The organism is Bradyrhizobium sp. SZCCHNR2028 (genome assembly GCF_032380995.1).
Taxonomy (GTDB): Bacteria; Pseudomonadota; Alphaproteobacteria; order Rhizobiales; family Xanthobacteraceae; genus Bradyrhizobium.
This window is the reverse complement of the sequence record NZ_JAUHJF010000013.1, coordinates 85,155-106,818: the sequence shown is the minus strand read 5'-3', so window position 1 is coordinate 106,818 and position 21,664 is coordinate 85,155. Positions and strand designations below refer to the sequence as shown.

Below are 21,664 nucleotides of genomic sequence, written 5' to 3'. Positions count from 1 at the left end.
CGCCTGCACCGCGCATCTAGATCGCATGTCCACGTCTTCGCACGCCAAGCTGTCGTCGAAAAAAGCTCCCCTTCCGGGGACATGTGGACGCGCGCGCTAGAATCTCTCGAATTCACCGCCGCATCACCAGCCCCGCCGCGAGGACGGGGCTTTTTTTGCGTGTCCCGTCTCCGGCTCCTGCCACCCAAGGAGATGGACCATGACCAACATTACGACCCGACTGCAGGGCCTCTGGCTGCCCCTGATCACGCCATTCCGCGATGGCGCGCTCGACGAGCCATCCTTGCGCAATCTGGTTCGGCACTACGCCGCCAAGCCGATCGATGGACTGGTGCTCGGTGCCACGTCAGGCGAAGGACTGGCGCTGTCATGGGACGAGCGCTCCCGTCTGATCAGCATGGTCCGGGACGAGCTCGACGCCACCGGCCGGTCGCTGCCGATCTGTCTCGGTGTCGGCGGCGTGGCGACGGCCGAGGTGAGCGAATCGCTCGACCGAACCGCATCATGGCCGATCGATTTCTATCTGATCTCGAGTCCGCCTTACGTGCGTCCGTCTCAGCGCGGCCTGCTGGCGCATTTCACCGCGTTGGCTGACCGTACCGCCCGTCCGATCGTGCTCTACAACATTCCCTATCGCTCGGCGGTCGGCCTCGACAACGAGACGCTGCTACGGCTCGCGCAACATCCGGCCGTCGCAGGCCTCAAGGATTGCTGCGCCAACCGCACGCAGACGCGCGAGCTGATCACGCGCCGGCCCGCAGGGTTTCATATCCTGACGGGCGAAGACGCCCAGAGCTTCGATGCGCTGCAGGCCGGTGCCGACGGCGCCATCCTGCTCTCGGCGCATCTGGAGACCGAGACGTTTGCCGCAATCCTGCAGCACGTGAAGGCCGGCCGTCACGACGCGGCAGCAGCGTGCTGGGCGCAGGTCGAGGATCTCACGCGGCTGCTGTTCACCGAGCCGAGCCCGGCACCGGCCAAGTACTGGCTGGCGCGCACCGGCGTCATTGCGAGCCCCGAGGTGCGGCTGCCAATGGTGGAGATCGGTGCCGAGCTCGCCGCACGGCTGGATCAGCAGATCGAGCGGCGCCAGCCGACGACCACGCAGAACCGCGTTGCCTGAGCACGCTCCAACCTATTCGCCGGCTCTGCCTTCCCTTCCCGATCAGGAGGGCCAAGCAGAGCCGCGCCACCGCTGCGGAGGCGAAGCAGAACCTCCGTGGTTAATCCGAGCTAACAAACGCGATCAAAAGCGGCGCAGTCCGCAACCTCGTGTTTAAAGATGTTCCGCTATGGATGTTGAAAACGTCAAAGAGCGCGGGGGCGTCGTGGCTTTGCAGGATCATCCATACCCTGAGCATCAGGGATTCAGCGTCGAAGACATTCTCTGGGCGGTCGGGATCTGGTCCGTGATCCTGACCCTGACGCCGGCGATCGCCTTCTATTTCCTGATGGTCGCCTGACCTCGTCGCGCCCTCTCGCGCGGCGCGAAGTCGGCACCCACGCGAGATCGTTGACCCGACGCAAAAAACGCGCGGAAGACCGCGCGTCGATGCCTCATCTGATGCCGCGATCAGGCCGCCTGCTTGTGCATGGCGCCGTTAGCCGACACGGTCCCGCGAATCGCCCGCACCGAGCGCTCGATCGCAGCCCAGAGGCGCGCGATCTCGGCTGCGGCGCGCCCTTCCGCATAATATTCACGCACGCCTTCGCCCTGGCCCAGCGCCATCAGCAGATCGGCGCGGTTGGTGATCTGGCCGCCCCACACCGGCGCCTTGAACTTCGCCAGCGCCTCCCGGGCGATGGTAACGATCGGGCTTTCGGCATCGTCGCGGCGCGCCGGTGCGCCATTGAGAACGACCGCGTAGGGCTTGCGCGCGGCGCGGCAGGTCTGGATCGTCTCCTGCACCGCGTTGACGTCGAACACGCCAGGGCGGGCCGGGATGATCACCATGGTCGCGTTCTTGATCGCATCCTCGACGACGGCCGAGATGGTCGGCGGCGTATCGATCAGCACCCACTCGACGCCGTCACGGCGGGCGGCGGACACGATCGCGCTCACCGAGTTCACGGCCGTCTTGATCGGCGGCTCGTTGGTGCCGCGCAGCTTGTGCCAAAGCGTCAGCGACCCCTGAGGGTCCGCATCGATGAGCAGACTAGACTTGCTCGACTTGATCTGCGCAGCGAGATGGGCGGCCAGGGTGCTCTTGCCTGAGCCGCCCTTACGCGATGCGAAAACAATGACGTTCATACCTTGGCCTCCAGATTGACCCCGGCAGCGAAAATGAATCAGCGGACTGATTCGCGGAAGAAAAATTTAGCGATTAATAAGACGTAACTCCTGATTGCCGAAACGGATTGGTTTTTGAGTCACACCAAAGCAGGCAAAACAGCAGATCCGGCCGCGATGTTCGACAACATCCGGTCATGCCCCATCGCATTTGCATGTTGAGGCTGCGCACCGAGGTGCGCATCCAAGGACCTCGGTCATTCCGAGTGCCGCCAAATGCGGCCATCGGCATCGCTCAAGTCGCGTCCGGTCGCGTCCACTTCTTCGCTTTGCCGGCGCGCGCAGTGACCGGCTTGGTGACAGGACGAATGCTCATCGGCCGTTCCGCGCGGCCAGATGACGCTGCCTGGCGCTGCGGTGGCCCGAATTGGGCGCGGCATGGCGGCGACAGCTCGGCCTTGCGGCGGACCATGCAGGCGGTGACACGATCGACGTCGGGAATGTCGGAACTACAAAGCCGGAACGCATCGCCCGTGCACGCCTGCTCCTGCTCGGGGGTATAGGCCCGTGCGGTTACGGGGACTAACAGCGCGGCTACTACGATCAGTACGGCAGAGATGCATGGATCGAGATCAATCCCTCTCATCGTCCCCTCCCCCTCGTTGCCGCAAAGTGTGATTGAAGGAGACAGGATTCGCAAGCAAGCGCCACGCCGTGCTTCTGATCCGGCGCAGCAAACCGCAAGCGAGCGCACGCCCCGGCGATATATCCGTCGAAATACGGAGACCGGGCTCAGGCTTCCGCACAGCTCTGCGCACACGCCCAGCCTACAGCCATACGCGAGAGGTCGCGACAGGGCTACAAGTCACGGCGCACGATCAATGGGGCGCGGAGCACGTATAGAGGTGAGCTAGCGAACGGCACAGCGATGGTCCTGGCCATGGTACAGTTGGGTGGGCTCGAACCACCGACCTCCTGTTCCACAGACAGGCGCTCTAACCAACTGAGCTACAACTGCATCCGCCATGGACTGCCCGCGAGGGGGCGTCCGAACGGGCCGGAAACTAGGTGCAACGGGCCAATTTGGCAAGGCCGAGAACGGATAAAGTCCCCGGCCATGCCGGCGTTTTTTGACGCCGTTTCGGCCCGAGTGAGCCCCCGTTCAAGCGGGAGCCCAGAAAGCATCGAACCCGGCCGCAACGCGTCCGGGTCCTGGATCTTCCGCTGGCCTCACCGGCGCACAACCGTATCGCGCACCTGGCTCGAATCAGGCCGGCCTCAGGCCGCCGTCTTGAACAGCTTGCTGGCGCTTTCCTTGATCGGCTCGACCGTCTCGGCCGCAACCTTCTGGCCGAGCTCGCCGAGCTCCTTGGCCTGGGACGTGAAGGTCTCGAACTGCCTGCGCGCGAAACCGGTCCACAGCTCCATCGCCTCCGACGGCGACTTCACGCCGAACAGCTCCTGGGCGAAGTCGAGCGAAGCCGTCGTATTGGCCTTCGTGAATTCCATGACCTTGGACGAGTAGACGCCGGCGCCCTTGCTGGCGTTGGCGAAGAAGGCCTCGATGGCCGAATTGTGCGTTTCCGCAGCGTCCTTGAACTTGGCGTAGTTCTCACGGGCCTGCGACACGCCTTTTTCGGCGAGCGCGCGCACCTGCTCGGGAACCTCAAACGGGATGATGGACGCGGAGAACGGATCGGTGGCATTGGTCATGGCATGTATCCTTCGAAACATTGAGACTGGACCGTCCCGGCAATCGGGAAGTCACTTCGGATCACGCAGAGGAACCGCCCCTGGGAGGTAACAACCTCGCGTAGAGCTATATCGTGTCGTTTTTGTGCAACGCAATGGAAATTCCATTATCAGGAACTCTTTGTCGCGCCCGCCTCCAGAATTTACGGGAGCAGAGAACGTCCCCTCAGGCCTTGGGCTTGGTAGTGTCGATCGCAGCCTTGCCGATGGCTTGACCCATTTCGCTTGCCTGTTCGGCGAGCGACCGCATCTGGCCCTGAACAAATTCGCTGTGAAGCCGCAGCACCTCGGGCAGGTCCTTGGCGTGCACCAGCGATTGGGCGTAGTCGAGCGATGATTGGAAGTTCTTTTCGGCATAGGACAAGACCTTGGCCCGATGTCCTTGGTCCCGGCCCGCACCCTCGCGCTGCGCTGTTCGAGCGAGCCTGCCGTCGCCTCCGCCGTGGTCCCCAACGGGGGGATTGCAACGGGCCATGCCCGGGTTCGCCGCAATTCCGTGCGCTGCGCTCACGAGGAACACATTAAGGTTATCCAAGCTTTAGCAGGACAGGGGTACGGCCCCGCCGTGGACCTTGGCCCTCAAAACGCGCGATAGTAACGAATTCTTAACGCCACCAGTTCCGGCCGCCGATCAACATCACAAGAGCCGTTCGCCGTCGTCGCCCATGACCTACGCCGATCTCGAATTGCAGGCCCTCAGCGACCCCCGGCTGGCTGTCCACGCCGCCGGCAGTCTGCCGGCTTGGCTATGGTCGGCCGATGGCAGCCGTGTGCTGTGGGCCAATGCGGCCGGTGCACGCGCCCTCGGCGCGGCGAGCGCAACGGCGCTGATCGCGAAGGCGCTCGGCCCCGCCGACGCGCATCGCCGCCAGGTCGCTCAATTGGGACGGCGTCTGCCCGAGAACGGCAACTTGCGACTCGAACGCCTCCGTGGCTTCGGCGCGCCGCTCGGCACGCTCGCGACCTGCGGCTGCACCAGGATCGATCTGCCGGATGGCACGCGCGCGGTGCTGATCACCAGCACCGACGGGGGCGGACGCAGCGTCCCGCTGGCGGAACGCCTGAAGCGGCTCGTGGAAGCCAGCGGACACGCGCTGATCGCATTCACCCAGGATGGCCAGTTCGCCGGCATCAGTGCAGCCGGACGGCGCCTGTTTGGCACGCGCGACCTGAGCGAGCCGGATTTCGCCGAGATCCGCAGAGCGGCGCTTATCGACGGCATGGCCAAGGTGACGTTCGGCACCGAGCGCGCAGCGCTCTACCGCATCGGCAGCGGCAACCAGGTCGGGCTGGTGGCCGTCCCGATGCCGGCCCTAGCCGACGGGATGGAGGCGCCAGGCTCGGCGCAGACATCAGAGCCAACCGCAGATGCCGCCCCCGCATCACCAGCCCCCGTGCACGTTGCCGCTGGGCCCGTGGTCGTGACTTCGCCTCCTCTTCCGGTGGATGCAATGACTGAACGCCGAACCGATTACGAATCCCCCGCGCTGTCGAACGAAGCGCCGGCCGAGTTCCTGCTGATCGACGATCCGGCCAAGGCCGACCTGTTCGAGGCGCCGGTGCCGGTGCCGCAAACGACGGATGAGACGCATCCTGCCGAGTCCGTCGCGGCGGACCCTTCAGTCGGCCGCCGCCACCCACTCCGATTTTCCTGGCAGATGGATGCCGAGGGACGGTTCTCGATCGGCTCCGACGAATTCACCCGCCTGATCGGGCGACACAGCGCCGCCAAGCTCGGCCGTCCCTGGCATGAGCTCACTGCATCGCTAGGCCTCGATCCAGACGGGCGGGTCAGTGCGGCGATCGAAACGAAAGAGACCTGGAGCGGGCTCGTCGTCAGTTGGCCCGCGGACGGCGAGCGGCTTGCGGTCGAATTGTCGGGACTGCCTGTCCTGACGGAGGACAGGACCCATGCCGGCTATCGCGGCTTCGGCGTCTGTCGCGACCTCGACGCTCTGGACCGGCTGGCCGCACTGCGTCGCCCCGCATTGGCCGATGCAGACGCGGCCGATGCTCCGGACGCCGACGAAACCGATCCTGCCCAATCCGACCATGTGCAGGCCGCAGATGTGCCGCCGCAGCAGGAGAGCGTCACTGCGTCATCGCGTGAGGCTTCCATTGCGCCGGACGTACACCACATCGACGGCATCGGGCTCGAAACGACCGGGAACGTGGTCCCGTTCCGCGCTCCGGGCGAGTCCAAGCATCCGGTGCTCACGCCGGTGGAGAACAGTGCGTTTCATGAACTCGCGCGTCAGCTGTCGGCCCGGCTCGAAGGCGAGATCCGCAACTCAGCCGCGGACGTCGCGAGTGCGGCGTTCGAGCCGGGATCGCGCGTGAGCGATCCGTTGGTCCCGCCGCAGCAGCAGACCCCATCGGCGACGGAGACGGCGACCGATCATGGCGCGGGGCTGCAGACCGAATGGCTCATCCCCGAGGAGCCGCCGGCCCAGGGCGACAGCCAGCGCGACCGCATCCTGCTCGACCTGCTGCCAACGGGCATGCTGATCTACCGGCTCGATCGCCTGCTCTATGGCAATCCGGCCTTCTTCAGGCAGATGGGCTACGCCGACCTTGCGGCCCTGGAGCAGGCGGGCGGGCTCGATGCGCTCTATGTCGAGCCGGGCGTGTCGTCAGCGTCGAACAAATCCGAGGCCGGCACCCCCGTCACGATCTCGGCCGCCGACGGCTCCTCCAGCGAGGAGGTGAAGGCGGAAGCCCGCCTGTTCACGATCACCTGGGACGGCGATACCGCCCATGCCCTGATCTTCGCTCCGGTGCCCGGAACCGCGGCCGCGGTTCCGACGGCGACCGACGCTGCACCGATGCCGGTGCCGGCCTCGGCTGCACCAGCCCCCCTGGTCGTGGCCCCGCCTCCGGCCGCCGGCCACGCCGAAGCCGAAGACCTTGCGGCGATCCTCGACGTCACAGCCGAGGGCATCCTGATGTTCGACGCCGGCGGCAACATCCACGCCTGCAACCGCAGCGCCGAGGTGCTGTTCGGTCACGATGGCGCGGCGCTGGTGCGCCGTAACCTGATCGAGCTGTTCGCGCCGGAAAGCGCCCGCCTGGTGCTCGATTACCTCGACAGCGTGCAGCAGGCCGGCGCGTCGAGCGGGTTCGATCAGGGCCGCGAGGTGCTCGGGAAGATCGCCCAGGGCGGCCTCATTCCGTTGTCGATGGCAATTGGCCGGACCAGGCCCGACGGTCCGAACTTCTTTGCCGTGTTCCGCGATCTGTCGCAGCTCCACCGCGGCGAAAGCGAGTTGCTGCAGGCTCGCCGCGTGGCCGATCGGGCCGCCAACGCCAAGGCCGACATGCTGGCCCGGATCAGCCACGAAGTACGCGCGCCGCTGAACGCGATCATCGGCTTTGCCGAGGTGATGATCGGCGAACGGTTCGGCACGATCGGCAACACCCGCTACGCCGAATACATGAAGGACATCCGCACCTCGGGCGAGCGCGTCGTCTCCCTGATCGACGATCTGCTGGAGCTGTCGCGCATCGAGACCGGCAAGCTCGAGCTCGCTTTCACCAGCCAGAATCTCAACGAACTGGTGGAGAGCTGCGTCGCAGCGATGCAGCCGCAGGCCAACCGCGCCCGCATCATCATCCGCACCTCGCTGTCGCAACTGCTGCCGCCGGTCATCGCCGACGCCAGGGCGCTGCGCCAGATCGCGATGAACGTGATCTCGGCTTCGATCTCGCTGGCCAATCCCGGCGGCCAGGTCATCGTCTCGACCGCGCAGACCGATTTCGGCGAGGTCGCGCTGCGCGTCCGCGACACCGGTCATGGCCTGAACGATCAGGAGGTGGCTGCGGCGCTCGAACCGTTCCGTGCGCCCTCGGCTTCCGAGCAAGGCTCCGATGGCGCCGGTCTCAGCCTGTCGCTCACCAAGGCGCTTGTCGAAGCCAACCGGGCGCAGTTCCATATCAAGGCCGCGCCGAAATCCGGCACGCTGATCGAGGTGGTGTTCTCGCGCGCCATGGCGCGCAATCAGAGCACCGGCTGAACCGATCCTGCCCGGCGTACGGCCAGCGCACGCCGCTTGAGACCGAGCAGCAGCGGACCGAACGCCAGAACGAAGCCGGCGAATGCGACCACCCAGGCAAGCGCCGCGACGTGTAGCAGCACCTCGGTATGCGCCGGCGCCAACACGGCGCAGACCCGCGTGACCGCTGCGACGATGATCGCCAGATAGATCACCTGGGTCGCGGGCGCGGCCGTCAGCGCCTGGCCGGTGTGGCCGAGCGTGGCCCGCGTCATCACTGCAAGCGTCGTGATGCCGGCGGCCCCGACCATCCAGGCGTGCAGCCCGGCGCTTGGCAGAATCCATCCGAGGCTAGCGGCCGCCGTGAGCAGGAAGCCGAGCGGGACGAACACGTAGCCGACATGCAGGATGACCAGCAGCCGTTCGCGCAAGGTGCGATCGCCGGCCCAGCGCGCGAGCCTCACCACATGCAACAATCCGGCCGCCGTGAGCGCAAGCGCGGTCGGCGCGCTCTCAGGAACGAGAATCCAGCCGAGCAGGCTCAGCGCACTGAACAGCACGACGGCGATGTCGAAGCGGCCGAACGGCGCCGGCAGCCGGCCGGGATTGTGCTTGACCAGCCAGTTGCGGGTGAAGCTCGGCGTGATGCGGCCGCCGATCAGTGCGAGCAGCAGCACGATCACGGCAACACCGACGCGAATGGCGTAGTCGGCCGAGCCACGCAGATGAGCCTCGACATGGAACGCGATGTTGCCGGCGCACAGCACCGCGACGATTGCGACCACCGGCAAATTCCGCCAATTGCGCCCGGCGACGATCTCGCGCGCCGCGGCCAGAACGACAAGCATGAGGAAGCTCGCATCGATCAGCAGCGCGGCCCACCAGGGGCCCAGCGCGGACATCGTGACGGCCAGTCGTCCGGCCGTCCACACGATCACGAGGGTGAGCAGCGGCAGGCCCCGGATCGGCAGACGTCCGGTCCAGTTCGGGATCGCCGTGAACAGGAAGCCAGTGACGACGGCCGGCAAATAGCCGTAGAGCATTTCGTGCACATGCCAGTCGCGGGGAGCGAAGCCGGAGCTCAGCTTCAGCTCGCCGTAGAAAGCCGGGACCCAGATCAGGATCGCCAGCGCGGCCTGGAGCGCGCCCAGCAGAAAGAACGGCCTGAACCCGTTGGCGAGAACGGTCCAGCCCTGATAGTTGCGTGGAATGGCCATGTGCATGCTCGCTCGATGAAGGACGGGAACCGCACCGATCGCGGCGTTGTGCTTAACATGTAGTTGCGCGTCGCCCACTATGACTTGCGCCAGCACAAACTTCCGACAGATCGCAAAAACGTGCTATTGAGCGCCGCAAAATTAGGCCGAATCCGGCCCCGGAGAACACCATGGCTTCCATCGACCGTTCGCTGGTCGCGCATCTGCCGCTGTTTGCGGGGCTGTCCGCGGAGGATCTCACGGACGTGCTGCGGGAAGCCCGCTCCCTTCGCGTCCCCCGCAACGGCGCAGTGTTCGAGCAGGGCGCCGATGCGACCTCGTTCTTCCTGCTGCTCCACGGTCATGTCCGCGCCAGCAAGACGACGCCCACCGGCGACCAGATCGTGGTGCGCTATGTGGTGCCAGGGGACACGTTCGGCGTCGCCCCGGCCATCGGTCTCCAACATTATCCGGCGACAGCGACAGCCGTCGACGACAGCATCGTGCTGGCCTGGCCGTCCGCCTCATGGCCGCGGCTGGTCGCAAAGTTCCCGTCGCTGGCGGCGAACACGCTGCAGACGGTCGGCCAGCGGCTGCAGGAAACCCATGCGCGCGTGATCGAAATGTCGACGCAGCAGGTGGAGCAGCGCATCGCGCATGCCCTACTTCGGCTCGCCAACCAGGCCGGCCGCAAGCTCGATCACGGCGTTCAGATCGACTTCCCGATCAGCCGGCAGGATATCGCCCAGATGACCGGAACGACCCTGCATACGGTAAGCCGCATCCTCTCGGGCTGGGAGCAGCTCGGCCTCGTCGAAAGCGGACGTCAGAAGATCGTGCTGCGCGAGCCGCACAAGATCGTGCTCCTGGCGCAGCAGAACGCCGGTGACGCGGCCGCGTCGCGGACCTGATCAGGCGCAGGCACACAGGGCCGCGAGGAACGCGTCGGGATCGACGCCGTGCTCGTGGCAGGCATCCGCGACGTTGTGAAAACAGGCGATCGGGCAACCGACGCAACGCATCTGGAAAGCAAGAAAGACGCGGATCGTCTCCGGCCTTCGCCGCATGACGTCGTCGACCAGTTCATCGAAGGAGATTGGCATGCGCGCCTCCATTCCAGCTCGAATGGTAGCGGGCATGCCCTTGGCAGTCTTTGTCGCGGCACAAGCACCGCGGCAGCTGGCCGGTCAGACCGCCCGGCTGTGCAGCTGCTTCGACGCGTCGAGATGCGCATCGAACGCCGCAGCGACGCTGCGCACCAGGAACCGGGAATGCTCGGTCACCGCGAGCGCACCGCCGTTGAGCTCGACCACACCGTCGGAGATCAGCGATTGCAGCCGCGGCGCCGATCTCAGCATGTCGTCGGTGTCCGTGCCATGGCGGGTGCAGATGACGTCGAGGTCCACGCCGTAGTCGCACATGATGCGCTCGATGATGTCGGCCCGTAGGCGGTCGTCATCCGTCAGTCCATAGCCTTTCACGGTCGCGAGGCTGCCGGACGCGATCTTCTGCTCATAGGCCCGGACCTGCGGCGCGTTCTGGACATAACCTTGCGGCAGTTGCCCGATCGCCGAGGCGCCGAACCCGAGCAGCAGATCGTTGGCATCGGTCGTGTAGCCCTGGAAATTGCGATGCAGCCGGCCTTCGCGGAACGCGATGGTCATCGGGTCGGTGGGCAAGGCGAAATGATCGAGCCCGATCTGGACGTAGCCTGCGTTCTTCAGCGCATCAGCGATCGCACAGGCCTGATCGTAGCGTTCCAGACTGTCCGGCAGCGCCGAGTCCTGAATCTTGCGTTGGTGCGTCTTGAACGATGGCACATGAGCGTAGCCGAACACGGAGAGCCGGTCGGGGCGCAGGTCGATGGCGCGCCGGACGGTGTCGAGACAGGACGCCACGCTCTGATGCGGCAGCCCGTAGATCAGGTCGAAATTGATGCCGGCAACGCCGGCCTGGCGCAATCCATTCGTGGCCGCCGCAGTCTGCTCGAAGCTCTGTACCCGGTTGATGGCCTGCTGCACCCGCGGATCGAAGCTCTGCACGCCCAGGCTGGCGCGATTGACCCCGCTCACCCCCAGCGCGGCGATCATCTCCGGCGTCAGCGTGCGGGGATCTATCTCGATGGCGATCTCCGCCGATGGCAGCACGAAAAATGAATGACGCAGCGATCCGACGAGATCCACAAAGGACTCCGGCGCCATGATGGTGGGCGTGCCGCCGCCGAAATGAATGTGCCCGACCTGCAGCCGCCGGCCAATCTGGCGCGCCACCATGTCGATCTCGCAGCGCAGTGCCGATTCGTAGACCGCAATCGGCTCGTCGCGCTTGGCGACCATAGTGTTGCAGCCGCAATACCAGCACATCGAGCGGCAGAAGGGCACATGCAGGTAAAGTGATGCCGTCGCGCTCGCCGGTATCGCGCGCAGCCATTCTGCGTAGGTGGACGGGCCGACCGCGGCGGAGAAATGAGGCGCCGTGGGATAGCTGGTGTAGCGCGGAAGGCGCTCCTGTCCGTAGCATGCCGCAAGATCTGGTCTCATGTCCTGCCTGTCACCTGAGCGTGTCGACCTGGGGTTCGGAGGTCCTTGACATAAGGCAAGAGCGGCGGCCTTGAGCTTTCTCAAGGCGCGGCCGGCAGATGCCCCGTTGGATAACCAGTAGAACGCCGGTTATCGCCTCGGACTTTGCGCTTCCTCAAAGTGGCCGGCTCATTTCACATCATCATTGATCCATTGACGATTCGAGGAAACCGCAATGGAAGCTCTGCAATTTCTGATCCGTTCATTTGCTCTCCTCGCTGGCATCCGCGGCCATATCCCCCAGTCCGACGGATTCGAATCGTTCCGCGACGAGTCGGGGCCGACAGGCCTGCTCGGCAATATCGCCATGTTCATGACCACGATGTTTTGCCTCGCGGCGGCAGTGGCCTTCGCCGCGTTGCTGGCGCTGCGCTGGCTGAGCTGACGAGTTTGGTAGCCCATCGTCGATCGGTGCAATGCCTTGAACCTCGGCCTTGAACCTCGCATCCTAGTGCTCGTGACTGTCCTGCGGTCTCGGCAAACGGATGGATCATTTCTCGGCGCGTAGTTGCGCGAGGACAGTCCAGCCCCCTTTTCCTCCGCGCCCCGTCCGGACTCCCCAAGAACTACTCGCCGATGCAACTCATTCGCGCGCTGGCGCAGCCGCGCCAATTTCGCTCCGAACCCGCCATCGCATTCCGCAAATGCGAAGTTGCTTGTTGCAGCACAAACAAGCCGGGTTCCAACGGGAGCATGATGATTGCGGCACTACAACAGATCCAATGAAGGAGCGATCCATGTTGACCCGCCGCACCGCCATGTTCAGTGCAGCCATCGCCGCGATGATGCTTGCGGCTCCCGCGATGGCCGAGGACCTCAAGCTGCCGCGCCAGAAGGTCGATCTGGTGGCTCCGCCGTTCGTGCATGCGCACGAGCAGGCGACGAAGCAGGGGCCCAAGATCATGGAGTTCAAGCTCGTGGTCCAGGAGAAGAAGATGGTGATCGACGAGAAGGGCACCACCTTCCAGGCCATGACGTTCAACGGCTCGATGCCGGGCCCGCTGATGGTGGTCCATGAGGGTGACTATGTCGAGGTGACCCTCGTCAATCCCGCGACCAACAGCATGCCGCATAACATCGATTTCCACTCCGCGACCGGAGCGCTGGGTGGCGGCGCGCTGACCCTGGTCAATCCCGGCGAGCAGGTCGTGCTGCGCTGGAAGGCGACGCGGACCGGCGTGTTCGTCTATCATTGCGCCCCAGGCGGACCGATGATCCCCTGGCATGTCGTCTCGGGCATGAACGGCGCCGTGATGGTGCTGCCGCGCGACGGTCTCAATGACGGCCGCGGACACGCGTTGCGCTACGATCGCGTCTACTACATCGGCGAGCAGGACCTCTACGTCCCGCGCGACGACAAGGGCAACTTCAAATCCTATGACTCGCCCGGCGAGGCCTATAGCGACACCGAGGAGGTCATGCGCAAGCTCACGCCGACCCATGTGGTGTTCAACGGCAAGGCCGGCGCGCTCACCGGAAAGAATGCGCTCACGGCCAATGTCGGCGAGAACGTGCTGATCGTGCACTCGCAGGCGAACCGCGACAGTCGTCCGCATCTGATCGGCGGCCACGGCGATTATGTCTGGGAGACCGGCAAGTTCTCCAACGCGCCGGAGACCGGGCTCGAGACCTGGTTCATCCGCGGCGGCTCCGCGGGTGCCGCGCTCTACAAATTCCTGCAGCCCGGCATCTACGCTTACGTCACCCACAACCTGATCGAGGCGGCCAATCTCGGCGCAACGGCCCATTTCAAGGTCGAAGGCAAGTGGAATGACGACCTGATGATGCAGGTGAAGGCCCCGGCCGACATTCCGACCGGCACGACGAACTGATCGGCCCAGGGGGCCGGCATGTCCGGCCCCCCACTCTTCTCAGTGTGCTGCCATGCTGCTCGCTTTCAAGATCAAGCTCACCCTCGCCTGCGTCGTCGGATTGGCTGGCCCGACCACAATGGCCCCGATCCTTGCAGGGCTGCCAGACCGCGCCGCCGGTCTCGACGGCCCCGCCCTCACCGAGATCGCACCTGGGACGATCAGCTACCGCGACTCCGGCGACCATCTCCGCAACGGCCGCCAGGCCGAAGCTCCCATCACGACGGTCCGCTTTGATCATCCGCTGACCATGATGACGAACCAGGTCAGCGCCGCCGACTACCACGCCTGCGTCGAAGCCCATGCATGCCGCGCGCTCGATCGCGACGTCCCCATCGCCATCGATCGTCCGGCGGTGCAGGTGAGCTGGCACGACGCCGTTGCCTACGCCGCGTGGCTCTCGCACAAGACCGGCGAGAGCTATCGGCTGCCGACCGATACCGAGTGGGCCTATGCGGCCGGGAGCCGATTCAAGGACGATGGCATCTCAATCGACGACGCCGATCCCTCGCGGCGCTGGATCGCCCGCTACGAACGGGAAGCCGCCCTGCAAGACGATCCCAAGACGCGCGGCTTTGGCGGCTTCGGCATCAACGAGCACGGCATTGCCGACCTCGCGGGCAATGTCTGGGAATGGACCTCGACCTGCTTCACACGCAAGCTGCAGGATAGTGCCGGTCGCGTCATCAAGACCGCCAGCAATTGCGGCGTCCGTCTGGCCGAAGGCGCGCATCGAGCCTACGTGACCGACTTCATCCGCGATGCGCGCGCCGGCGGCTGCGCCTCCGGCACGCCACCTGCCAATCTCGGTTTCCGGCTTGTCCGCGATCAACCCTCATGGAGCCGCAGCATGACGCGGCGCCTCGGCCGGCTACTCGGCGCCATCCGCGCCTGACATGCTCGGCCTCCATAAGTCCGCTCGAAAAGTGCGCTCGAAGCACGCTTGCCTGCAACCTACGCCGGCGCTGGATCGACGGTGCCCTGACACTGGCACAAATGACAGTCACGCAAAAACAACTTTAGGTTGCGAAATCTGAGTTGCAAACGTTAGACAATTGCCGTTGAGCGACGCGATGAGCGGACCAGGAGGCGAGTGTGATTTCTCGACATCCGCCGGTCTTCTTCACGTCCGACCTGCATGGTTACGGGATCGGCAACACCAGCTGGTTCGACGACGATTCGCCGAGCGCACTGGCTGGACGCTGCCTCATCGACGCGCTCGAATATCTGCGGACGTCGCCTAAATTCGCCGCCAAGGACTGGCACGTGGTGAATGCGGGCGCGGCGCGTCTCGTGCACCAATGTCTCACGGACGGCGCGCTGGCGCGCAGCGATATTCTCGATCGCGTGGCTCCCGCCATCGAACGGGTTTGCGCACGGATCGTCGCGAGCCGCCAATATCGCATTCCGTTCTATGGCGACGACTTCTGGGACTGGGCCAGTGTGGTCGACGGTTTGTGCGAGGTACAGCAGGTTTCGGTGACCGCGGCCCAGGTCGCAAGACGCGAGCTCGACCAGTTTCGTAGGACCGTCCACATCCGCATGCCGAGCGGTCTCTCGGTCGGCGACCTCGAGCACGAATGGTTCGGACCGGCGATCGCAACACGCGCCTATCGTCTGCTGGATTCCCGCGCATCGGGAATAGATCCCGACCTGCGCAACGAGTTGCAGGCGCAATCGCTCGAACGCATCGAGGGCGGCAGGTATCGCGGACGGCATGTGACGCCGTGGCAATTGAGCTGGCACTACGGTCAGGTCGTCGGCGAATTCCAGCGCGCCGCAAGCGAGCAGGCGGCCGAGCTGGCTGATTTTGCCTGGCTCGCCGTTCCCCTCGAACTCAGCAAGCGCGCCCAGGTTCTCGCGCGCATCCTGCAAGGCGCCTGCGCGGTGAAGGACCGCAGGACCGTCCTGCAGGCCTTCGAAGAGCTCTATCGCTGCGAGACACCCGGCCGCCCGCTCGGCCAAGGCGTGATCGGCGCCGACATCGAGGCCTCCCTGGACGTACTCGAAGCGCTGTGGCAGCAGCTCGACGGTCGTGAGAAGGCCAGCATCAACGCGATGCTCGACGCGCTGCGATTTCTCCATGCCAAAGCCAACACGATCGGTTTCGTGGTCGAAACGCCGGAGGATATCGAAGCCCTGGTCCAGGCGATGGGCCCGGGCACGCTGATCGAACAGCGCAACGCGGCGCGCGCCATCATCAGGCATTCCTGCTTCCATGCGGTCGTGTGCCTCGGGCGATCGATCGCCGAGGTGGCGAACGCGGCCGCAGTGGCGATCGAAGAGCATGGGGCGCAGTGGCTGATCATGCCGGGACGGGCCGATGCCCTTGGAGCGAATCTCCCGCAAGTGGCCCGCGGCCCGCGATTCATCGGCGCCGGCCCCGGCGATCTCGTCATCGCCACCTCGGTCGCGCCATTCCGGATTCAGATCAAGCTGCGCGACGCGCTCAGCATGGCCGAGCCGCCCTCGGTCGATGACAGCGGAATGATCATTCCGGCCGATCCCGAGCTTTGCCGCCTCGCGCACGAGGCCGCAAATGGCATGCTGGACGACATCGACGTGTTCTTCGAAGGAATGACAGTGACGTGCGATGGCGACGGCACCGACGCCGAAATCTCGGCGGCGTTTCCAGGCGCGCTTGCGACGGATGACACGGCCTATGCGATGGGACTGATCTGCCTCAGCCGCAGTGTGCCGTGCCTGATCATTCAGGGGTTGGCGGAGACGGCGCCCCCCGCTGCTGCGAGCCGGGCGCGGCATGCGGCATGCCGGCTCGCCGTCAAGGTCGCGGAGATGCTCTGCCGGCGCTGGTAGTCGCGCCCTCAGGCATTCTTCAGCGCGACCCGGAACTCGGCTTCGGTCTTGGCCTTGACCTCGTCGAGCGTCACGCCATCGGCGAGCTCGATCAGGGCCATGCCGTCATTGCCGTGCTTGTCGATCGTGAACACCGCCAGATCGGTCACCACCATGTCCACGACGCGCTCGCCGGTCAGCGGCAGCGTGCACTGCTTGAGCAGCTTCGGACCGTCCTTGGCGCTATGCTCCATGACCACGACGACGCGCTTGACGCCGGCGACGAGATCCATCGCGCCGCCCATGCCCTTGACCATCTTGCCGGGGATCATCCAGTTGGCGAGGTCACCGTTCTGGGCGACTTGCATGGCGCCGAGGATCGACAGGTCGATGTGGCCGCCGCGGACCATGGCGAAGGAATCGGCTGACGAGAAATAGCTGGTGATCGGCAGCTCGGTGACGGTCTGCTTGCCGGCATTGATGAGGTCGGGATCCTCCTCGCCCTCATAGGGGAACGGACCCATGCCGAGCATGCCGTTCTCGCTCTGCAGCGCCACGTCGACGCCCGGCGGGATGTAGTTCGAGACGAGCGTCGGAATGCCGATGCCGAGATTGACGTAGTAGCCGTCCCGCAGCTCCTTGGCGGCGCGCGCCGCCATCTGCTCTCGCGTCCAGGCCATCAGACTTCCTCCCCGGCTGCAGCGGCGGCTTCACGTTTGCGCACGGTGCGCTGCTCGATGCGCTTCAGTTCGGTTCCGACCTGGATGATGCGTTTGACGAAGATGCCGGGCGTATGGATGTGGTCGGGATCGATCTGGCCGGCCGGCAGCAGGTGCTCGACCTCCGCGACCGTCACCTTGGCCGCAGTTGCCATCATCGGATTGAAGTTGCGCGCAGTCTTGCGGTAGACGAGGTTGCCGGCGGTGTCGCCCTTCCAGGCGTGCACGATCGCCAGATCGGCAAACAGACCGCGCTCCATCAGATATTTCTCGCCGTCGAACTCCCGCACCTCCTTGCCCTCCGCGACCAGCGTGCCGACGCCGGTCTTGGTGAAGAAGGCCGGAATGCCGGCGCCGCCGGCGCGGATGCGCTCGGCCAGGGTGCCCTGCGGGCAGAATTCGAGCTCCAGCTCGCCGGCCAGATATTGCTGGGCAAACAGCTTATTCTCGCCGACATAGGACGAGATCATCTTCTTGATCTGCCGCGTCTCCAGCAGCCGGCTGAGGCCGATGCCATCGACCCCGGCATTGTTGGAGATGACGGTGAGGTCCTTCACCCCGGACTCGCGAATGGCGTCGGACAGGGCTTCTGCGATGCCACAAAGACCAAACCCACCCGACATGATGGTCATGCCGTCCTTGAGGAGGCCAGCAAGGGCGGATTTGGCGTCCGGATAGACCTTGTTCATACGGGAATGACCTGCTGCAGAGCGGCGATCGCGCGGATATCGACCGGATTATTAGGCGAAATCTTCGCAATGCGTCAATGATGCCTTCCCAACGCGCACATCCTGCTTTAGCTGTCGCACCAGCCTGCGCCTCCGAGGCGATCCGGAGTCCGGGATATCAGGGCTCCGCCGCAATCCGGCCACACCGGCGGCATGGCCTTGAAAGCGTCAAGAAAGCGCATCAAGTTGTTGATGTTGGCAGGGGTTTTCGGCGCACCCTGCCCATCCCGAGTAACCAGCGATCCGACGATCCCAGGACATGTCCGTGACCATGGCCCAAGGAATGAGGCGCCTCGGCACACCGATCGCGGTGCTGCTGGGCATCGCGTTCGTGGGCCTGCTGGCGAGCTCCTGGCTGGTCAATCGCGAGGCATTGCGGCAGGCGGTGGAGAGCCAGATCCGCGCCGTGACCGGGCTCGAGCTCGTTGTCAAGGGACATATCGACGTCTCCTTGTTTCCGGGCAGCTATGTCTCGTTCCACGATGTCGGTCTGAAGGGCAGCGGTACCGAGGATCCGGCCCTGCGCGTCGACGTGCTGACCGCCAATCTGCAATTGCTGCCGCTACTGTTGCAGCGGTTCGAAATCGCCGACGTCATGATGCTGCGGCCGCAGATCAACGTCAGCCGCGAGGCCGACGGCAACAGCAACTGGACCCCCTTCATCGAGACCATCGCGCGCACCATGCGCCCGGGGCCCGACAGCCAGATGTCGTTCTCCGAGATCCGCATCCAGGACGGCATCCTGGTCTACGAGGACACCGGCCATCATGCTTCCGAGCGGCTCGACGATATCGACCTGTCACTCGCCTGGCCGTCGATCTCGCGCTCGTTCGCAGCGACAGGGCAATTCGATTGGCGCGGCCAGCGCATCGAGGGCTCGATCAGCGTCAGCGACTTCCTCGCCGCGTTGTCGGGAGACCGGTCCGGCCTCAAGATGCGGCTTGCCAGCCCGCCCTTGAAGCTGGCGTTCGACGGCACGGTCGCGAATCGCACCAGCGCGCTGATGGAAGGTACGCTGACGGTGGACAGCCCGTCGCTCCGCGACGCGCTGCGCTGGACGGGGCAGACGCCGCTCGGCGGCGGCGGCTTCGGGCGCTTCGCCTTGCGTGCGCGCGCCAACGTGGTCGGCGCCTCGATCGCCCTCACCAATGTCAATGTCGAGCTCGACGGCAACACCGCCGAGGGCGTCATGACCTACGCCAATAACGGCCGGCAGACGCTGCAGGCGACGCTGGCGGCCGACGCGCTCGACTTCACCCCCTACATCTCGACGATCCGGCTGCTGGCCAATGGGGCCCGCGACTGGAATCGGCAGCTCTTCGACCTCAAGGCCTTGTCCACCACCGACCTCGACATGCGGCTATCGGCCGCAAAGGTCACGGTCGGCTCCTCGAAAATCGGACGCACGGCGTTCGGCGCCAACCTGCGCAACGGCGTGCTCGCCCTCTCGGTCGGCGAGGCGCAGATGTATGGCGGCATCGTGCGCGGCTCGTTTGGGATCGCCCGTGCCGACACCGTGGCCGACGTGAAGGCCGAGCTGCAATTCAACGACGTCGATCTGCAGGCCTGCGCCAACGAGATGTTCGGCGTGTCGTCGCTGTCGGGACGCGGCAATCTCAACGTCTCGCTGACGGCTTCGGGCTCGAGCCCGTTCGGGCTCGCCCAGTCGCTCGATGGCAGCGCCAACCTGCAGGGCCGCGATGGCGCGATCTCCGGCTTCAACGTCGAGCAGCTCCTGAAGCGCCTCGAGCGCAGCCCGCTGTCGCGCGGCGGCAATTTCCGCTCCGGTTCGACGCCTTACGACTCGCTGACGATCGCGGTCAAATTCTCCGAGGGCATCGCGACCGCCGAGGACATCCGCGTCGAGAGCCCGACCGCGCGCATCACCATGACCGGTACGGCCTCGGTGCCGACACGGGAATACGATTTCAAGGGCGTCGCGAGCCTGCTGTCGTCAGGCAATGGCAGCAACGGCTTCGAACTGCCTTTCGTCGTCCAGGGCCCCTGGGAAGATCCGCTGATCTTTCCCGATCCGGAAAGCCTGATCCGCCGCGCCCCGGCCGCCGCCCCGCTGCTCGATGCGGTCAAGGACCGCAAGACGAGGGATGCGGTGCGCTCGGTGCTGGAACGATTCACCGGCGGCGGATTGCGCCCGGCCCAGCCGGACAACGTGCCGCAGGCTGACGCTCCGACAGGCGACACTCCCACCAAGCAGAACTGACCAACGCGGCTTGCTTCGCGTGCCGATACACGGCCGCCGCCACGACCCATGTCTGATATATTACTTCTGGATCGCGTCGGGTCCCTGGGCTAGTGTCCCGCCACAACCGATCAAGCAAGATCGGCGGATCAGGGAGAGACACGTGAAATCCAGGGGAATGGGTGCGCTTTCGATCGCAGTCGCAGCCGCCGGGCTTTTTTGCGCTGCAGCACCAGCCATCGCGCAGGACACCATCACGATCTGGTGGAGCAAGGGCTTCTACAAGTCCGAGGACGATGCGCTGCTCAACGTCGTCAAGAAGTTCGAGGCCAAGACCGGCATCAAGGTCGAGCTGTCGCAATACGCGATCCAGGACATGATTCCGAAGACGGTCGCCGCGCTCGATTCGGGTACCGTGCCCGACGTGGCCTACGCCGACACCTACGACGTTCAGGCCCAGGGCAAGTGGGCCTACGAAGGCAAGCTCGAGGATCTCACCGACATCCTGGAGCCGATGAAGTCGGCGTTCGCTCCGAACACGCTCGAGACCGCCTACCTCTACAACAACGTCACCAAGAAGAAGGCCTATTACGGCTTCCCGCTGAAGCAGCAGAGCATGCACGTCCAGATCTGGGGCGACCTGCTGAGCAAGGCCGGCTTCAAGCAGAGCGACATCCCCACCAAGTGGGAAGACTACTGGACGTTCTGGTGCGACAAGGTGCAGCCGGCGGTCCGCAAGGCCACCGGCCAGCGCATGTATGGCGTCGGTCAGCCCATGGGCGTGGAATCCACCGACTCGTTCCAGTCGTTCTACACCTTCATGGACGCCTACAACGTCAAGCTGGTCGACGACGACGGCAAGCTGCTGGTCGACGACCCCAAGGTGCGCGACGGCCTCGTCAAGGCGATGAAGGATTATACCGACACCTACATCAAGGGCTGCACGCCGCCCTCGTCCACGACCTGGAAGGATCCGGACAACAACGTCGCGTTCCACAACAAGACGATCGTGATGACCCACAATTTCACGATCTCGATCGCGGCCAAGTGGTTCGAGGACTCCACCAACCCGGCGCTGACGCCCGAGCAGCGCGCGGCCGGCAAGAAGGCCTATGAGGAGGACATCATCACCGCGTCCTTCCCCAACAAGCCGGACGGCACGCCGATCAAGTACCGCTCCGACGTCAAGACCGGCCTGATCTTCGCCAATGCTCCTCACAAGGCGCAGGCCAAGGAATTCATCAAGTTCCTGATGCAGGAGGAGAACCTCGGCCCCTACATCGAGGGCGCGCTGGGCCGCTGGTTCCCGGTGACGACCGCAGGCCAGAAGAGCCCGTTCTGGCAGGCCGACCGCCATCGCAAGGCCGTGTACACCCAGTTCACCGGCGGCACCACGCCGTTCGACTTCACCAAGAACTACAAGTTCACGATCCTCAACAATGAGAACGTCTGGGCCAAGGCGATGAACCGCGTGGTCAGCGAGAAGGTGCCGGTCGAGAAGGCCGTCGACGAGCTGATCGCGCGGCTGAAGGAGGTCGCCGGCTAGTCTCTCGCCTCGCGAGGCACTAGCTTGAGCTCCTGACAACGACAACAAGTGCCGG

General features: G+C 65.0%; 18 protein-coding genes, 1 tRNA gene and 1 pseudogene. 10 read left to right on the top strand and 10 right to left on the bottom strand.

The features are described from left to right. Window positions 1–199 precede the first annotated feature (199 nt). Both dapA and QX121_RS20655 read left to right on the top strand, forming a co-directional pair. Window positions 200–1,123, top strand: a complete 924-nt coding sequence (gene dapA / locus QX121_RS20660; protein ID WP_315812903.1) for a 4-hydroxy-tetrahydrodipicolinate synthase — start codon at window positions 200–202, stop codon at window positions 1,121–1,123. 169 nt (window positions 1,124–1,292) lie between these two features. Continuing rightward, window positions 1,293–1,463, top strand: coding sequence for a hypothetical protein (locus QX121_RS20655; protein WP_315777727.1), 171 nt, complete (start codon window positions 1,293–1,295; stop codon window positions 1,461–1,463). A 110-nt stretch (window positions 1,464–1,573) separates the two neighbouring features. Here the strand turns inward: QX121_RS20655 and QX121_RS20650 are convergent, their stop codons facing one another. From QX121_RS20650 to QX121_RS20630, 5 genes and pseudogenes are all read right to left on the bottom strand, one after another. Next, the gene (locus QX121_RS20650; RefSeq protein WP_315736367.1) at window positions 1,574–2,251 is read right to left on the bottom strand and encodes a ParA family protein; all 678 of its coding nucleotides are present in this window, start codon (window positions 2,249–2,251) and stop codon (window positions 1,574–1,576) included. Between the two features lie 274 nt (window positions 2,252–2,525). Beyond that, window positions 2,526–2,876, bottom strand: a complete 351-nt coding sequence (locus QX121_RS20645; protein WP_315736366.1) for a hypothetical protein — start codon at window positions 2,874–2,876, stop codon at window positions 2,526–2,528. A gap of 295 nt (window positions 2,877–3,171) precedes the next feature. Continuing rightward, window positions 3,172–3,248 (bottom strand) — tRNA-His (locus QX121_RS20640). 260 nt (window positions 3,249–3,508) lie between these two features. Continuing rightward, on the bottom strand, window positions 3,509–3,943 hold the full coding sequence (locus QX121_RS20635) for a phasin (RefSeq protein WP_315777729.1): 435 nt from the start codon (window positions 3,941–3,943) through the stop codon (window positions 3,509–3,511). 205 nt (window positions 3,944–4,148) lie between these two features. Continuing rightward, window positions 4,149–4,423 (bottom strand): annotated as a pseudogene (locus QX121_RS20630) (phasin family protein); the annotation flags it as partial. A gap of 224 nt (window positions 4,424–4,647) precedes the next feature. On the opposite strand from QX121_RS20630, the gene QX121_RS20625 reads away from it, so the two are divergent. Beyond that, window positions 4,648–7,995 carry a PAS domain-containing sensor histidine kinase gene (locus tag QX121_RS20625; protein ID WP_315812902.1) on the top strand — a complete coding sequence of 1,116 codons (3,348 nt, stop codon included), beginning with the start codon at window positions 4,648–4,650 and terminating at the stop codon, window positions 7,993–7,995. On the opposite strand, the gene QX121_RS20620 is transcribed toward QX121_RS20625, so the two are convergent. Beyond that, entirely contained in the window at window positions 7,980–9,191 is a 1,212-nt protein-coding gene (locus tag QX121_RS20620) for an NnrS family protein (RefSeq protein WP_315812901.1), read from the bottom strand. The genes QX121_RS20625 and QX121_RS20620 overlap by 16 nt on opposite strands. A gap of 170 nt (window positions 9,192–9,361) precedes the next feature. On the opposite strand from QX121_RS20620, the gene QX121_RS20615 reads away from it, so the two are divergent. Continuing rightward, a complete protein-coding gene (locus tag QX121_RS20615; RefSeq protein ID WP_315756082.1) occupies window positions 9,362–10,081 on the top strand; it encodes a Crp/Fnr family transcriptional regulator in 720 nt (239 codons plus the stop codon). Here QX121_RS20615 and QX121_RS20610 read toward each other — a convergent pair whose 3' ends face one another. After that, entirely contained in the window at window positions 10,082–10,285 is a 204-nt protein-coding gene (locus QX121_RS20610; RefSeq protein ID WP_409997646.1) for a DUF1858 domain-containing protein, read from the bottom strand. A gap of 72 nt (window positions 10,286–10,357) precedes the next feature. After that, a complete protein-coding gene (gene hemN / locus QX121_RS20605; RefSeq protein ID WP_315736361.1) occupies window positions 10,358–11,710 on the bottom strand; it encodes an oxygen-independent coproporphyrinogen III oxidase in 1,353 nt (450 codons plus the stop codon). A gap of 214 nt (window positions 11,711–11,924) precedes the next feature. On the opposite strand from hemN, the gene QX121_RS20600 reads away from it, so the two are divergent. The 4 genes from QX121_RS20600 (at window position 11,925) to QX121_RS20585 (ending at window position 16,437) form a co-directional block, all read left to right on the top strand. Beyond that, window positions 11,925–12,134 (top strand): hypothetical protein, encoded by a 210-nt coding sequence (locus QX121_RS20600; protein WP_315812900.1) that lies wholly within the window; start codon window positions 11,925–11,927, stop codon window positions 12,132–12,134. Between the two features lie 352 nt (window positions 12,135–12,486). After that, the gene (gene nirK, locus QX121_RS20595) at window positions 12,487–13,581 is read left to right on the top strand and encodes a copper-containing nitrite reductase (protein ID WP_315736359.1); all 1,095 of its coding nucleotides are present in this window, start codon (window positions 12,487–12,489) and stop codon (window positions 13,579–13,581) included. Window positions 13,582–13,633: 52 nt separating this feature from the next. Then, complete coding sequence (locus tag QX121_RS20590) at window positions 13,634–14,515, top strand: formylglycine-generating enzyme family protein (RefSeq protein WP_315812899.1); 882 nt, start codon at window positions 13,634–13,636, stop codon at window positions 14,513–14,515. 200 nt (window positions 14,516–14,715) lie between these two features. Continuing rightward, on the top strand, window positions 14,716–16,437 hold the full coding sequence (locus QX121_RS20585) for a hypothetical protein (protein ID WP_315812898.1): 1,722 nt from the start codon (window positions 14,716–14,718) through the stop codon (window positions 16,435–16,437). 8 nt (window positions 16,438–16,445) lie between these two features. Here the strand turns inward: QX121_RS20585 and QX121_RS20580 are convergent, their stop codons facing one another. Next, the gene (locus QX121_RS20580) at window positions 16,446–17,096 is read right to left on the bottom strand and encodes a CoA transferase subunit B (RefSeq protein WP_315736356.1); all 651 of its coding nucleotides are present in this window, start codon (window positions 17,094–17,096) and stop codon (window positions 16,446–16,448) included. Next, window positions 17,096–17,824 (bottom strand): CoA transferase subunit A, encoded by a 729-nt coding sequence (locus QX121_RS20575; RefSeq protein ID WP_315812897.1) that lies wholly within the window; start codon window positions 17,822–17,824, stop codon window positions 17,096–17,098. The genes QX121_RS20580 and QX121_RS20575 overlap by 1 nt, the downstream gene beginning before the upstream one ends. 310 nt (window positions 17,825–18,134) lie before the next feature. Here QX121_RS20575 and QX121_RS20570 point away from each other — a divergent pair, with 310 nt between their 5' ends. Both QX121_RS20570 and QX121_RS20565 read left to right on the top strand, forming a co-directional pair. After that, window positions 18,135–20,084 (top strand): AsmA family protein, encoded by a 1,950-nt coding sequence (locus tag QX121_RS20570; RefSeq protein WP_315812929.1) that lies wholly within the window; start codon window positions 18,135–18,137, stop codon window positions 20,082–20,084. 142 nt (window positions 20,085–20,226) lie between these two features. Further along, a complete protein-coding gene (locus QX121_RS20565; RefSeq protein WP_315717541.1) occupies window positions 20,227–21,609 on the top strand; it encodes an ABC transporter substrate-binding protein in 1,383 nt (460 codons plus the stop codon). Window positions 21,610–21,664: the final 55 nt, after the last annotated feature.